At 58.3% G+C, this 13,756-nt stretch carries 14 protein-coding genes and 1 pseudogene; 8 read left to right on the top strand and 7 right to left on the bottom strand.

Annotated elements, in window-relative coordinates:
- The first annotated feature begins 91 nt into the window (after positions 1-91).
- From KGB06_RS02550 to KGB06_RS02540, 3 genes are all read left to right on the top strand, one after another.
- The gene (locus tag KGB06_RS02550) at positions 92-1,342 is read left to right on the top strand and encodes a lipoprotein-releasing ABC transporter permease subunit (RefSeq protein ID WP_223511659.1); all 1,251 of its coding nucleotides are present in this window, start codon (positions 92-94) and stop codon (positions 1,340-1,342) included.
- Between the two features lie 7 nt (positions 1,343-1,349).
- Positions 1,350-2,033 carry a lipoprotein-releasing ABC transporter ATP-binding protein LolD gene (gene lolD, locus KGB06_RS02545; protein WP_223511658.1) on the top strand — a complete coding sequence of 228 codons (684 nt, stop codon included), beginning with the start codon at positions 1,350-1,352 and terminating at the stop codon, positions 2,031-2,033.
- A 65-nt stretch (positions 2,034-2,098) separates the two neighbouring features.
- A complete protein-coding gene (locus KGB06_RS02540; protein WP_223511657.1) occupies positions 2,099-3,343 on the top strand; it encodes a lipoprotein-releasing ABC transporter permease subunit in 1,245 nt (414 codons plus the stop codon).
- 124 nt (positions 3,344-3,467) lie between these two features.
- Here the strand turns inward: KGB06_RS02540 and KGB06_RS02535 are convergent, their stop codons facing one another.
- Together KGB06_RS02535 and KGB06_RS02530 are read right to left on the bottom strand one after the other, a co-directional pair.
- The gene (locus KGB06_RS02535; protein ID WP_223511656.1) at positions 3,468-4,817 is read right to left on the bottom strand and encodes a heavy metal sensor histidine kinase; all 1,350 of its coding nucleotides are present in this window, start codon (positions 4,815-4,817) and stop codon (positions 3,468-3,470) included.
- Positions 4,817-5,497 (bottom strand): heavy metal response regulator transcription factor, encoded by a 681-nt coding sequence (locus KGB06_RS02530; RefSeq protein ID WP_223511655.1) that lies wholly within the window; start codon positions 5,495-5,497, stop codon positions 4,817-4,819. The genes KGB06_RS02535 and KGB06_RS02530 overlap by 1 nt, the downstream gene beginning before the upstream one ends.
- A 155-nt stretch (positions 5,498-5,652) precedes the next feature.
- Between KGB06_RS02530 and KGB06_RS02525 the strand changes: the two genes are divergently transcribed.
- Both KGB06_RS02525 and queF read left to right on the top strand, forming a co-directional pair.
- On the top strand, positions 5,653-6,177 hold the full coding sequence (locus KGB06_RS02525; RefSeq protein ID WP_223511653.1) for a plastocyanin/azurin family copper-binding protein: 525 nt from the start codon (positions 5,653-5,655) through the stop codon (positions 6,175-6,177).
- A gap of 61 nt (positions 6,178-6,238) precedes the next feature.
- Positions 6,239-7,069 carry an NADPH-dependent 7-cyano-7-deazaguanine reductase QueF gene (gene queF, locus KGB06_RS02520; protein WP_223511652.1) on the top strand — a complete coding sequence of 277 codons (831 nt, stop codon included), beginning with the start codon at positions 6,239-6,241 and terminating at the stop codon, positions 7,067-7,069.
- 172 nt (positions 7,070-7,241) lie between these two features.
- Here the strand turns inward: queF and KGB06_RS02515 are convergent, their stop codons facing one another.
- Together KGB06_RS02515 and KGB06_RS02510 are read right to left on the bottom strand one after the other, a co-directional pair.
- Positions 7,242-7,505 (bottom strand): DUF4404 family protein, encoded by a 264-nt coding sequence (locus tag KGB06_RS02515; protein ID WP_109785926.1) that lies wholly within the window; start codon positions 7,503-7,505, stop codon positions 7,242-7,244.
- Positions 7,506-7,614: 109 nt separating this feature from the next.
- Positions 7,615-8,235: an HAD family phosphatase gene (locus KGB06_RS02510; protein ID WP_223511651.1), complete on the bottom strand. Its 621-nt coding sequence runs from the start codon at positions 8,233-8,235 to the stop codon at positions 7,615-7,617.
- Between the two features lie 201 nt (positions 8,236-8,436).
- On the opposite strand from KGB06_RS02510, the gene KGB06_RS02505 reads away from it, so the two are divergent.
- Positions 8,437-9,126: a VacJ family lipoprotein gene (locus KGB06_RS02505; RefSeq protein WP_223511650.1), complete on the top strand. Its 690-nt coding sequence runs from the start codon at positions 8,437-8,439 to the stop codon at positions 9,124-9,126.
- A gap of 60 nt (positions 9,127-9,186) precedes the next feature.
- Here KGB06_RS02505 and KGB06_RS02500 read toward each other — a convergent pair.
- Positions 9,187-9,486: pseudogene (locus tag KGB06_RS02500) on the bottom strand (PilZ domain-containing protein).
- Between the two features lie 276 nt (positions 9,487-9,762).
- Between KGB06_RS02500 and rssB the strand changes: the two are divergent.
- Positions 9,763-10,944 carry a two-component system response regulator RssB gene (gene rssB / locus KGB06_RS02495; RefSeq protein WP_223511648.1) on the top strand — a complete coding sequence of 394 codons (1,182 nt, stop codon included), beginning with the start codon at positions 9,763-9,765 and terminating at the stop codon, positions 10,942-10,944.
- Positions 10,944-11,426 carry an anti-sigma factor antagonist RssC gene (gene rssC, locus KGB06_RS02490; protein WP_007943680.1) on the top strand — a complete coding sequence of 161 codons (483 nt, stop codon included), beginning with the start codon at positions 10,944-10,946 and terminating at the stop codon, positions 11,424-11,426. Before rssB ends, rssC begins: the two co-directional genes overlap by 1 nt.
- 232 nt (positions 11,427-11,658) lie before the next feature.
- Here the strand turns inward: rssC and tal are convergent, their stop codons facing one another.
- Together tal and dusA are read right to left on the bottom strand one after the other, a co-directional pair.
- Complete coding sequence (gene tal / locus KGB06_RS02485; protein WP_223511646.1) at positions 11,659-12,585, bottom strand: transaldolase; 927 nt, start codon at positions 12,583-12,585, stop codon at positions 11,659-11,661.
- 178 nt (positions 12,586-12,763) lie between these two features.
- A partial coding sequence (gene dusA / locus KGB06_RS02480) for a tRNA dihydrouridine(20/20a) synthase DusA (RefSeq protein WP_263288139.1) occupies positions 12,764-13,756 on the bottom strand: 993 nt, incomplete at its 5' end.

Here is a 13,756-nt window from a genome sequence, read left to right as displayed (position 1 = left end):
GAACCCATGGTAGCGGCGGTGGTCTGAGTGTAAAGCTGGTTATCGACCCCCGCCACAAGGACGTTCCTTTTCCCTCCGAACAAGCCCCGACATGTTCAGACCTCTCTTCGTATTTATTGGCACGCGTTATACCCGTGCAAAGCGTCGCAATCATTTTGTGTCGTTCATTTCCCTGACCTCGATGATCGGACTCGCCCTTGGCGTGGTGGTGATGATTGTCGTGCTGTCGGTCATGAACGGCTTCGATCATGAGATGCGCACCCGCGTGCTGGGCATGGTGCCCCACGCGACCATCGAGTCCGGTGAGCCGATCAGTGACTGGCAAAGCCTGGCCGCGAAGGTCAAGAAGAACTCGCAAGTGACGGCCGTAGCGCCGTTCACTCAGATGCAGGGTTTGCTGACCAACAACGGCAAAGTCTCCAAAGTCCTGCTCAATGCCATCGATCCTGCGCTGGAGCGTAACGTCTCGATCATTGATAACTTCATGCAGCAGGGCAAACTCGACGATCTGGTCCCGGGTGAGTTCGGCATCGTCATCGGCGACAAGGCCGCGGCCAAGCTCGGCGCCGCCATCGGCGACAAGCTGACGTTTGTTGCGCCTGAAGTCACCGTGACCCCGGCCGGCATGTTCCCGCGTATGAAACGCTTTACCGTGGTCGGCATCTTCCATGTCGGCGCCGGTGAGCTGGACGGTTATCTGGGCATCACCAACTTGCAGGATCTGGCCAGGCTGCACCGCTGGAAACCGGATCAGGTGCAGGGCATTCGCCTGAAGTTCGACGACCTGTTCCAGGCGCCGCGCACCGCGTGGAGCATCGCCCAGCAGCTCGGTGAAGACCATTTCTATGCCCGCGACTGGACGCGCACCCATGGCAATCTGTATCAGGCGATCCGCATGGAAAAAGCCATGATCGGTCTGCTGTTGTTGCTGATCGTCGCCGTTGCCGCGTTCAACATCATTTCCACACTGGTGATGGTGGTGAACGACAAGAAGGGCGACATCGCGATATTGCGCACATTGGGCGCCACGCCGCGCACGATCATGGCGATCTTCATGGTGCAGGGCACCGTCATCGGGGTGGTCGGGACGCTGATTGGCGCCGTGGTCGGGATCTTCGCCGCGTTGAACGTCAGCGCCGCGATCTCGGCCCTCGAAGGCCTGATCGGCCACAAATTCCTCAATGCGGATGTGTACTTCATCGATTACCTGCCGTCGCAAGTGCAGAGCCAGGACGTCTTGATGGTCTGCGGCGCCGCGTTGGTCCTGAGTTTCCTCGCCACCCTGTATCCAGCCTGGCGTGCCGCACGCACCCAGCCGGCGGAGGCGCTACGTTATGAGTGAGTCGGGCATGAGTGATAAAGCAATCTTGAGCTGCCGCAACCTGGGCAAATCCTACGAGGAAGGCCCTGAGTCGGTGGAGGTCCTGGTCGGTCTGCAACTGGAACTGCATCCGGGTGAGCGCGTGGCGATTGTCGGCAAGTCGGGTTCCGGCAAAAGCACCTTGCTCAATATGCTGGGCGGGCTTGATACACCGACCAAGGGCAGCGTCTGGCTCGACGGTGAAGAACTCTCGGCGTTGAGCGAGAAAAATCGCGGCCTGCTGCGTAACCGCGCCCTCGGGTTCGTGTACCAGTTCCACCACTTGCTGCCGGAATTCACCGCGCTGGAAAACGTCTGCATGCCGCTGCTGATTGGCAAAACTGCGATCCCGCAAGCGCGTCAGCGTGCGACGGCGTTGCTGGAGCGGGTAGGGCTGGGGCATCGTCTGGAACACAAGCCGGCGGAATTGTCCGGTGGTGAACGCCAGCGTGTGGCTATCGCTCGTGCCCTGGTGAACAATCCAGGGCTGGTGATGCTCGATGAGCCGACCGGCAACCTCGACTCCCACACCGCCCAAGGCATTCAGGATTTGATGCTGGAACTCAGCACGTCGATGCGCACCGCGTTCCTGGTGGTGACCCACGACATGAACCTGGCCCGCCAGATGGACCGCGTCCTGCATTTGCAGGAAGGTTGCCTGACACCCATCTGATTGAGCAAAACCCGACGTACCAGACGGTACGCCGGGTCTTTTATTTTTATACGGTGCCCCAGCGAATGTTCAGACCGTTATCGATCTTCATCGGCGCGCGTTATACCCGCGCCAAGCGCCGCAATCGCTTTGTATCCTTCATCTCGATGACTTCGATGATCGGCCTCGCCCTCGGCGTGCTGGCGATGATTGTGGTGTTGTCGGTCATGAACGGTTTTCAGCGCGAAATGAGCTCGCGCATCCTCGGCATGGTGCCGCACGCCACCATCGTCGGCGTGAACCCGATCGACGATTGGCAGCCTGTCGCCGCTGCCGCGATGAAAAATCCGCAAGTGACGGCGGCCGTGCCGTTCACCGAGATGGAAGGCATGCTGTCCTACAAGGGCACGATGCAGCCGATCCAGGTCAGTGGCGTCGATCCAGCGCAGGAAGGCAAGGTGTCGATCGTTGCCCAGCACATTGTTCAGGGGCGTCTTGATGCCTTGAAACCGGGTGAATTCGGTGTGGTGATCGGCGAGATCACGGCGCGTCGTTTCCGTTTGAACGTCGGCGACAAGCTCACCCTGATCGTGCCGGAAGTCAGCACCGCACCGGGCGGGATTACCCCGCGCATGCAGCGCCTGAACGTGGTCGGTGTGTTCAAGGTCGGTGCTGAGCTGGACGGTTCGATGGCTTTGATCCACGTCGCCGATGCCGCGCAGATGCAGCATTGGGAACCGAATCAGGTGCAGAGCGTGCGTCTGGCGGTGAAGGATTTGTACGCCGCGCCTCAAGTATCGAGCGACATCGCCAGCAGTTTGGGTGCCGCATACAAGGCTGACGACTGGACCCACACCCAGGGCAGCCTGTTCAGCGCGATGAAAATGGAAAAGACCATGATTGGCCTGCTGTTGCTGATGATTGTCGCGGTGGCGGCGTTCAACATCATCGCGACCTTGATCATGGTGGTGAACGACAAGGGCGCGGACATCGCGATCCTGCGCACCATCGGCGCCACGCCGGGGCAGATCATGGCGATCTTCATGGTCCAGGGGACGGTAATCGGAGTTGTCGGGACCTTGATCGGCGGCGTGCTTGGGGTCATTGCGGCGTTGAATGTCAGTGAACTGGTGGGCTGGATCGAGCGGGTGAGTGGGCAGCACATCTTCAGTTCGGATGTGTATTTTGTCAGCAACCTGCCTTCGGAATTGCAGGGCGCGGATGTGCTGTTGATTTGCTCGGCAGGGTTCATCTTGAGCTTCCTTGCCACCGTGTATCCGGCGTGGCGTGCGGCGAAGATCGAGCCGGCTCACGCGTTGCGGTATTCGTAACTCCTGAAGTCGCCATCGCGAGCAGGCTCGCTCCCACAGGGTTTGGAGTCGATCACAAAATGTGTGATTCAACTCGGACATTGTGGGAGCGAGCCTGCTCGCGAAGGGGCCAGACCTGCTGGCCTCAATCTCCTTTGGGCAGCTCAATCACAAACCGCGTCCACCCATTCTCCGATTCGCAACGAATCTGCCCACCATGGGCACGAATGATCGACTGAGTAATCGCCAGTCCCAACCCCGCATGTTCACTGCTGCCCTCCTGGCGCGCCGGATCGGCTCGATAAAACCGGTCAAACAATCGCGGCAGCAACGCCCCGTCAATGCCGTCGCCGCTGTTCTCAACCGTCAGACTCAACCCTTTAACCTGATCAACAATCCGCACCCGAACCTCGCCCTCGGCCGGCGTAAACCGCAACGCGTTGTCCAGCAAATTGGAAAGCGCCCGCCGCAACATGCTGCGGTCACCCTCCATCCGTGCACTACCTTCACGACTCAGCGCCACCTTGGCGTCTTCAGCCAGCGGCGCAAAAAACTCCAGCAACACATCCGCTTCTGCCGCGAGCTCCAGCGGTTCACGCTTGGGCGTCAGCAACCCGTGATCCGCCTTGGCCAGGTACAACATGTCGTTGACCAGTTGCGCCATCCATTGCAGCTCTTCGAGGTTACTGTGCAGCGCCTCGCGGTAATCCTCGATGGGTCGGGGGCGGGTGAGGGTGACCTGCGTGTGGGTCAGCAGATTGGACAGCGGCGTGCGCAGTTCATGGGCGATGTCAGCGGAGAACGCCGAGAGCCGTTGAAAAGAGTCGTCTAGGCGTCCGAGCATGGCGTTGAAGCTGTGGGCCATTTCTGCGAGTTCGGGCGGCATGTTCTCTTCGGGCAGACGCGCATTCAGTGATTGCGCCGAAACACCGCGGGCGACCGCACTCATGCGTCGTAACGGGCGCAATCCACTGCGCGCCGCCCAAGCCCCGAGCAGGGCCGTGGCCAAGGCTGACAAGCCAACCGTCAGCCAGATCAGATGCTGCATGCGTTGCAGAAAGTGCTGGTGATGGGTGATGTCCAGTAACAAGGTCAGTTGTGGGGAGTCAGGTTTGTCGACGAACAACGGCGCATTCAACACTCGGTAGTCGGTGCCGTCGTCGTTCAGGGTCGATAAACCCGGTTTTTGCGGGAGCTTGTCCGGCAGCTGCGCCGAACTGTCATACCAGCGTTGGCCATCACTGCCGGTAATGCGCAGCGAAAAATCGGCCTGCCGGCTCAATTCATCCGCGAGTCTGATTTGGTTGTCGCTGGATTGAATATCGTGAAGTGCCCGGCGTAAACCAATCAACTTGCCGTCCAGCAACTGCTGATCGAGTTCGACGAAGTGCGCTTCACTGGCGCGGCTGAACAACACCCCGGCGAACAGCGAAACCACCGCCGTGCAGGCCGCAAACAGCAACGCCAGACGGCTGCTTAACGAAAAATGCCGCATCAGGCTGAACGCTCTTCAAGGACGTAACCCATGCCGCGCACGGTGTGGATCAGTTTGTTGGGGAATTCATCGTCGATTTTCAGGCGCAAACGACGGATGGCGACCTCGATCACATTGGTGTCGCTGTCGAAATTCATGTCCCAGACCTGAGAGGCGATCAGCGATTTGGGCAGGACTTCGCCCTGACGACGCAGGAGCATCTCCAGCAGGGCGAATTCCTTGGCCGTCAGGTCGATGCGCTGACCGCTGCGCTCAACGCGGCGACGGATCAAGTCCAGGCGCAAATCAGCCAGTTGCAAACTGGTTTCCTGTGGCGAGGCGCTGCCACGACGCAACAGGCTGCGAACCCGGGCCAGCAGTTCGGAGAAGGCGAACGGTTTGACCAGGTAATCGTCGGCACCGAGTTCAAGACCGTGGACTCTGTCTTCCACCGCGTCACGGGCGGTCAGAAAAAGTACCGGCGTGTCCAAGCCAGCACCGCGCACCGCTTGCAGAATCTGCCAGCCATCGCGACCGGGCAACATCACGTCGAGAATCAACAACGCGTAGTCACCGCTCAACGCCAGTTGTTGCCCGGTGCTGCCGTCGGCTACCAGTTCGGCGTTGAAACCGGCCTCGCTCAGGCCCTGACGCAGGTATTGGCCGGTTTTCGGTTGGTCTTCGACGATCAGCAGTTTCATGGGCGACTCTGGGTAAATGGAACGAACGCTTTATACCGTGGGCAGCGTGGATACAGATCAACCTGACAAAGTTGTAATCTGGCTGTCAGGTTGCGGGCAGTGGCAGCAGTTTAGAGTTTTCCACAGGCTGAACCTTATCTTGTTGGAGTACGACGATGTTTTTGCACAAATCTTTGCTGCGGGTGGCGTGTTTGTTGGCATTGAGTTCGCCGGTGTGGGCTGCCCCGGCGCATACCTACGACTTCGGCCAGCCCGCTGCGGCGGCCAAGGCGACTCGCAGTATTGAAGTGGTGATGGGCGATATGTCGTTTACTCCCAAGGCCATCGAGATCAAGGCCGGTGAGACGGTTCGCTTTGTGCTGGTGAATAAAGGCCAGTTGCTGCACGAGTTCAACCTGGGGGACGCGGCGATGCATGCCAAACACCAGCAGGAAATGTTGCAGATGCAGCAGAGCGGCATGCTGACGCCTACAGGCATGAAGGAAATGGACCACGGTTCGATGGCTGGCATGGATCATGGATCGATGAAACACGACGGCCCGAACAGCGTCCTCGTCGAGCCGGGCAAAACGGCGGAACTGACCTGGACCTTCACCAAGGCCACCAGCCTGGAATTTGCCTGCAACATCCCCGGCCATTATCAGGCTGGTATGGTCGGCAAGTTGACTGTCAGTCAGTAAGCACTCAATGGCGGGCGCAAAGGCTGGTAGAATCCGCTGATTCTTCAGTCAGGTTTCCGCCATGCATCCCGCAGCCGAACACTCGCCGCTGGGCAAATCCAGCGAATACATCGCCACTTACACGCCGTCCTTGCTGTTCCCGATTCCGCGCACTGCGAAATGGGCCGAGCTGGGCCTGACGGCTGAAACCCTGCCATACAAGGGCGTGGATTTCTGGAACTGCTTCGAGCTGTCGTGGCTGTTGCCGTCCGGCAAGCCCGTGGTGGCGATTGGCGAGTTCAGCATCCCGGCGGATTCGCCGAACATCATCGAATCGAAGTCGTTCAAGCTGTACCTGAACTCGTTGAATCAGACGCCGTTTGCCGACACCGCGAACCTTGAAGCGACGTTGGCGAAAGACCTGTCGGCCGCCGCCGGCAAGCCGGTTGGCGTGCGCATTCGCAGCCTCAAAGACGTGGAAGCCGAAGGCGTTGTCGCGTTGCCGGGCGTATGCATCGATGATCTGGACATCAGCGTCAGCAACTACGAGCATCCACGTCCGGAACTGTTGCGTTGCGATGAGTCGCGTATTGTCGAAGAGAGCGTGCACAGCCATTTGCTCAAATCCAACTGCCCGGTCACCAGTCAGCCGGACTGGGGCAGCGTGGCGGTGGAATACCGTGGCGCGGCACTGGATCACGCGAGTTTGCTGGAATACATCGTGAGCTTCCGTCAGCACTCGGACTTCCATGAACAGTGCGTGGAGCGGATTTTTCTCGACCTGCAGCGGTTGTTGAAACCGGAGAAATTGACGGTATATGCGCGGTATGTACGCCGTGGGGGATTGGATATCAACCCGTATCGCAGCACCGAAACGGTTCAACTGCCGAACCGCCGCCTGGTCCGTCAGTGAAGATCTAATGTGGGAGCGGGCTTGCTCGCGAAAGCTGTGAATCATTCAACATTGATGTCGTCTGACACTCAGCTATCGTGAGCAGGCTCGCTCCCACAGGGGGATTGCATACAAATCCCGGATATGAAAAAGCCCCGCTAGCGAAAGCGGGGCTTTTTTGCATCTGGCGGGTTCAGATGCCCATATTGCCCAAGGCTTGCGCAATGTTGCGCAGGGTGCCGGCCAGGGTTGGGTGTTCGAGTTCGAAGCGTTCGACGGCCAGATTAACGCCGTCGGCGAGGCTGGCGTCCTGGGTCTTGGTTTCGAGCTCAAGCTTGAGTTCGATCTGTTGCATCAGTTCATGCAGGTTTTCACGTTCGGATTCGGACAGTGGAGGATTCTGTTCCAATTGCTCGCGCAGGGCATTGAGCTGTTCTTGCAGTTCGCGGGCAGGCATGGCGTTCTTCCTTCTATCAATAGGCACTGGCATAGACCGCAGCCTCGTGCCAAAGGTCTATGGCTGACCTTTAGATTAATCCACTTGCGCGCAACCTGCATGATCTCGGTCAGGGCTTTTCGCCCTTGAGCCGGCGCAGGCCGATATCGGCCAGGCAGGTATCGAGTTCGCCCAGATGATCGATCACTGAATGCACGCCCAAGTTGAATAACTGCATCGTCGCCTTGCCGCGTAAATGCTCGCGTTCCTTTTGACTTAACGCATGCCATTCGCTGGGCGCGAGGCCGCAGAGCGAGCCGCAGGACGCGAGGCCAATCGTCCATAACCCGGCATTCAAACCCGATTGCAGCAATCGCGGTTCGCCGCTGACCAGCACACAGCCATCCAGGCGTTCGACATTCAACGCCATCAGGGCTTGCCAGCAAGCGTTCGGAGCGGGCCATGGGTTGATTGTTGCAGGGTGTTGCGAAGAGCTGATCCAGGAAGGCAGGGTCACGGCCAGAGAATGACTGAGGGCAGGGGGTAGTTCATCGAGCCAGGCGCAGGGAATTTGCTTGCGCTGCAAACTGCGCAGGCTGTCCAGCGCACCGGGAGTGGCCTCGGCGTGCTCCGCAGAATAAACCCCGTGTTGGCGCGTCCGGGCGCCGAAATCCACCAGGCAACCGCTGAGGCCGAACAAGACGGCGGTCAAGCTGGGTGCTGCAATGGGCAAGGTTTCAGCGTTTGGCATATCAACGTCCCTGAAATAGTGACAAGGCTATGCGGCGTCAGTGACAGTTGAGTGACATTGGTGTGAAACGCTCCCAATCAGGGCGATTCATCTGTAGGCGAATGTGCACGATGCTGCATAAACCAGCTTTTCCGACTTATACTAACTAGCTTAACGCCCGGGCCGAGTGCCCGCGCCAGTAATAATCCAAGGAGTTTTTCTATGCGCTGGAGCAAACATTTCGCTCAGCTTTGTGTGTGTGCCAGCGTGTTGCTGGTTCCGTTTGCGGCTCAGGCTGCTTCGGAAGACGACCCTTGGGAAAGCGTTAACCGTCCGATCTTCAAGTTCAACGATGTGATCGACACTTATGCACTCAAGCCTGTTGCTCAGGGTTATGAGTTCATAACGCCGCAGTTTCTGGAAGACGGCATCCACAACATGTTCCGCAACGTCGGTGATGTCACCAACCTGGTGAACAACATTTTGCAGGTTAAACCGACTGCCGCAGGTACTGATACAGCACGCATCATCTTCAACACCACGTTCGGCCTGCTGGGCTTTTTCGATGTGGGTACCAAGATGGGCCTGCACCGCAACGACGAAGACTTCGGTCAAACCCTCGGCTATTGGGGTGTCGGTAGCGGTCCTTACGTGGTGCTGCCATTGCTGGGCCCTAGCACCGTGCGTGATGCGCCTTCCAAGGTCGTCGACAGCTACACTGGCCCGTACCCGTACATCAACGATGTGCCGGTGCGTAACTCGGTCTTCGGCCTGAACGTCGTCGACACGCGCGCCAGCTTGCTGTCGAGCGAGAAACTGATCACCGGTGACAAGTACACCTTTATTCGTAATGCGTACTTGCAGAACCGCGAATTCAAAGTCAAAGACGGCCAGGTCGAAGACGATTTTTAATCTCGATCCGTAAGACGAAGAAGGCGGCCATTGGGCCGCCTTCTGTCGTTTGGATCCGGCTTATTTTCTCTTCAAGATTGTAAGCCCGAGTTTCTGTCCATCTCCGTCCACTGACTTCACCCACACCCCCTAGGTGTCGGCCTCAAGGTCTTTTAATGCGGCGTGATCGGAGCCGATGCGCACGTTTAGCCGGTCGCCGACGTTGAATCCACGCTTCGCTTCAACCTGCATGCCACTGCTGGAAAGGTCGATGCAGACGGCTGAAGCCTCATCGCCTTCATGAATCAACGACACCTCGGCATCGACTCGTATGCGGATGAAACCGCGCTTTTCGCTGTAGTCCCGACTGGTTTGACTCATGGGCTCGATCCTTCCATTGGGTTACGGATTTGTCTGTTCTTATAACTCTCAGTGATTTGACAAATAAAGACGCCAAGCGACCATCGGCGTGAGCTTGAAACGCCCCGCGGATGGGAGTACCGTCTGCGCCTTAGAAGGGCACCTCTGGTGTACGTGTGATTAGGGCAAGCGCTCGAAAACGGTGCAGCAGAGAGGCTAGAAAGCGAATCCAGTAGTGTGAGCCGGGCTAAAACCCCTGCCTGCTACGCCAACCTAATTCTGGCGCCGTTTGCCCACATGCCAAAAACCAGTGCCACGCTGCTGATAATCGATGATGACGAAGTAGTGCGCGCGAGTCTCGCGGCCTATTTGGAAGACAGTGGTTTCAGTGTCCTGCAGGCCAGCAACGGCCAGCAGGGTCTTCAGGTATTCGAGAAAGACAAGCCCGACTTGGTCATCTGCGATCTGCGCATGCCGCAGATGGGCGGACTCGAACTTATCCGCCAGGTCACTGAGCGGTCTCCGCAAACCCCTGTGATTGTGGTCTCGGGTGCCGGCGTGATGAACGACGCGGTCGAGGCGCTGCGCCTGGGCGCTGCGGATTACCTGATCAAGCCTCTCGAAGATCTGGCTGTGCTCGAGCATTCTGTGCGCCGAGCCCTGGATCGCGCGCGCCTGCTGCTGGAAAACCAGCGCTACCGCGAGAAGCTGGAAAAGGCCAACCGCGAACTCGCCGCCAGCCTGAACCTGCTCCAGGAAGACCAGAACGCCGGTCGCCAGGTGCAGATGAACATGCTGCCGGTCAGCCCCTGGACCATCGACGAGTTCCAGTTTGCGCACCAGATCATCCCGTCGCTGTACCTGTCGGGTGATTTTGTTGACTACTTTCGGGTCGACGAGCGTCGGGTAGCGTTCTACCTGGCAGACGTTTCCGGGCATGGCGCCTCTTCAGCCTTCGTTACCGTGCTGCTGAAGTTCATGACCACGCGCTTGCTGTTCGAATCCAAGCGAAGCGGCACATTGCCGGAATTCAAGCCTTCAGAGGTCCTTGGTCATATCAACCGAGGCCTGATCAGTTGTAAGCTGGGAAAACACGTCACAATGGTCGGTGGAGTCATCGACGAGGAGACAGGTTTGTTGACCTATAGCATCGGTGGTCATTTGCCGTTGCCTGTGTTGTACACGCCAGACAGTGTTCGTTATCTGGAAGGGCGCGGTCTGCCGGTGGGCCTCTTTAATGAAGCCACCTACGAAGACCACGTGCTGGAGCTGCCGCCGACGTTCAGTCTGACGCTGATGTCTGATGGCATTCTGGACCTTTTGCCAGAACCCACACTCAAAGAAAAAGAAGCGGCGTTGCCCCAACGGGTCAAGGCTGCGGGCGGCACCCTGGATGGGCTGCGGCAGGTTTTTGGATTGGCCACGCTTGGGGAGATGCCGGATGATATCGCCCTGTTGGTGTTGAGCAGGAATCTTTAATGAGTACCGGTAGAATCCAGTTCGCCGAGCAGGATGGCACTTTCGTCCTGAAATTCGTCGGTGAAGTTCGCCTGACCCTGTGTTCGGCGTTGGATGCGACTATTGATCGGATCTTCACCGCGTTGAACTTCAACGCGATCGTGATCGACCTGACCGAAACCCGCAGCATTGACAGCACCACCCTTGGCCTGCTGGCCAAGCTGTCGATCCTGTCGCGGCAGAAGGTCGGCCTCCTGCCGACCGTCGTCACCACCCACGAAGACATCACCCGTCTGCTGGAATCCATGGGTTTCGAGCAAGTGTTCAACATTGTTGACCAGCCCGTGCCTTGCCCGGAATGCCTGGACGACCTGCCAGACCAGGACCAGTCCGAAGAAGTGGTGCGTATCAAAGTCCTCGAAGCACACAAAATCCTCATGGGCCTCAATGACCACAATCGCGAAGCGTTCCATGACCTGGTGAATGCGCTCGAGCGTCACTGATTAGGCTTAAAGTGATGTGGGCCTGTCTGGCCCCATCGCGAGCAGGCTCGCTCGCACATTGAGTTTCCTTCGGATACACAATCTCAGATCCCCACAAATCCCCTGTGGGAGCGAGCCTGCTCGCGATAGCGTCATACCTGTCACCATTCATCAGGCGCGAAGCCAAACCACCCAAGCATAAAAAAGGGCGAACCTACCAAGGTTCGCCCTTTTTGCTTCCAGCTACCTCAAATCACAGCTTGGCCTGCAGCAGCGCCTCAAGCTTCTCCTGATCCCGAGCAAACTGACGAATACCCTCAGCCAGTTTCTCAGTCGCCATCGCGTCCTCGTTGGACAACCAACGGAACTGCGCTTCATTCAAGCTCAGGCGCGCTTCACCGGCATGCCCAGGTGCCAGCTTGCGTTCCAGCTTGCCAGTATCTGCCGCCAGCTTCTCCAGCAGGTCCGGGCTGATTGTCAGGCGATCACAACCCGCCAACTGCTCGATCTGGCCCAGGTTACGGAAGCTCGCGCCCATCACCACAGTCTTGTAGTCATTGGCCTTGTAGTAGTTGTAAATCCGCGTCACCGACTGCACGCCCGGATCATCCGCGCCGATGTAGTCGTTGCCGTTGGTTTTTTTGTACCAGTCGTAAATCCGGCCCACGAACGGCGAAATCAGGAACACACCCGCATCGGCACACGCCGCCGCCTGAGCAAAGGAGAACAACAGCGTCAGGTTGGTCTGGATGCCTTCTTTTTCCAGCGTCTGCGCCGCGCGGATGCCTTCCCAGGTGGAGGCGATCTTGATCAGCACGCGGTCACGGCCAATGCCGGCCTTGTCGTACAACTCGATCAGACGGTGCGCACGCTTCAATACGGCGTCAGTGTCGAACGACAGGCGCGCATCCACTTCGGTGGAAATACGGCCCGGTACAACCTTCAGAATCTCTTGCCCGACCGCAACACCGAAACGGTCGCTGGCCAGGCCCACATCGCCTTTGCAGTCGTGAACGCAAGCATTCAGCAACTCGGCATACGCAGGGATAGCCGCGGCTTTGAGCAGCAGGGAAGGGTTGGTGGTAGCGTCCACCGGTTTAACGCGAGCGATCGCTTCGAAGTCGCCAGTATCGGCAACTACGGTGGTCATTTGTTTAAGTTGTTCCAGCTTGGAAGTCATGGGCGTGCTCTGTCCTGTGGGTCTAATGACATTACCCGAGCGCTGACAGCCACTCAAGGGCGCATGTACGTATCGATGGCCCCAGCGGCAACAACCTGAAAACGGCTGTTTGAATGGCGGGGCGCGGTATCGATAAATACGATGCCAAATCAGCGCACAGGTTCAACCCGGGCGACTATTAGCGCCCCTCCAACAACTCCGCCGCCTGATCCAGCAACACCAAAGGCTCCTTGGCCTTATGAATATCCACCGACAACAACTGCCGAAACTTGCGCGCCCCCGGGAATCCGGTGCCCAGTCCCAGTACATGCCGGGTGATATGGTGCATCGAACCACCCGCATCGATGTGCGCGGCGATATAAGGCCGCAACTGCGCCAGCGCCTCGGCCCGAGTGATCACCGGTGCCGTGCTGCCGAACAGCTGCTGGTCCACCTCAGCCATCACATAAGGATTGTGGTACGCCTCACGGCCCAGCATCACACCGTCGAACGTCTGCAAATGCTCGTGACAAGCCTCAAGCGTCTTGATCCCGCCGTTGAGAATAATCTCCAGGTCCGGAAAATCCGTCTTCAACTGCGCCGCCACGTCATAACGCAGGGGCGGAATGTCGCGGTTCTCCTTCGGAGACAACCCCTCCAGAATCGCAATCCGCGCATGCACCGTAAAACTCGTACACCCGGCATCCCGAACCGTACCGACGAAATCACACAACTGCTCGTAACTGTCCCGCCCATTAATCCCGATGCGGTGCTTCACCGTCACCGGAATCGACACCGCATCACGCATCGCCTTCACACAATCAGCCACCAACTGCGGATGCCCCATCAGGCACGCGCCAATCATATTGTTCTGCACCCGATCACTCGGGCAGCCGACGTTTAAATTCACCTCGTCGTAGCCATGTTCCTGAGCCATGCGGGCGCAGGCGGCCAGGTCCAGCGGAACACTACCGCCGAGTTGCAGGGCGAGCGGGTGTTCGGCTTCGTTGTGACGCAGGAAACGGTCGTGATCGCCGTTTAGGAGCGCGCCGGTGGTGACCATTTCGGTGTAGAGGAGGGCGTTTTTCGACAATAGACGTAGGAAAAAACGGCAGTGACGATCGGTCCAATCCATCATCGGTGCGACGGAGAAGCGGCGGGAGAGCGGGGCGGGTGTGGCGGTGATTGGGGG

The sequence above is a fragment of the Pseudomonas sp. GL-B-19 genome (assembly GCF_019956415.1).
Taxonomy (GTDB): domain Bacteria; phylum Pseudomonadota; class Gammaproteobacteria; order Pseudomonadales; family Pseudomonadaceae; genus Aquipseudomonas.
This window is presented reverse-complemented; position numbering and strand designations above follow the sequence as displayed.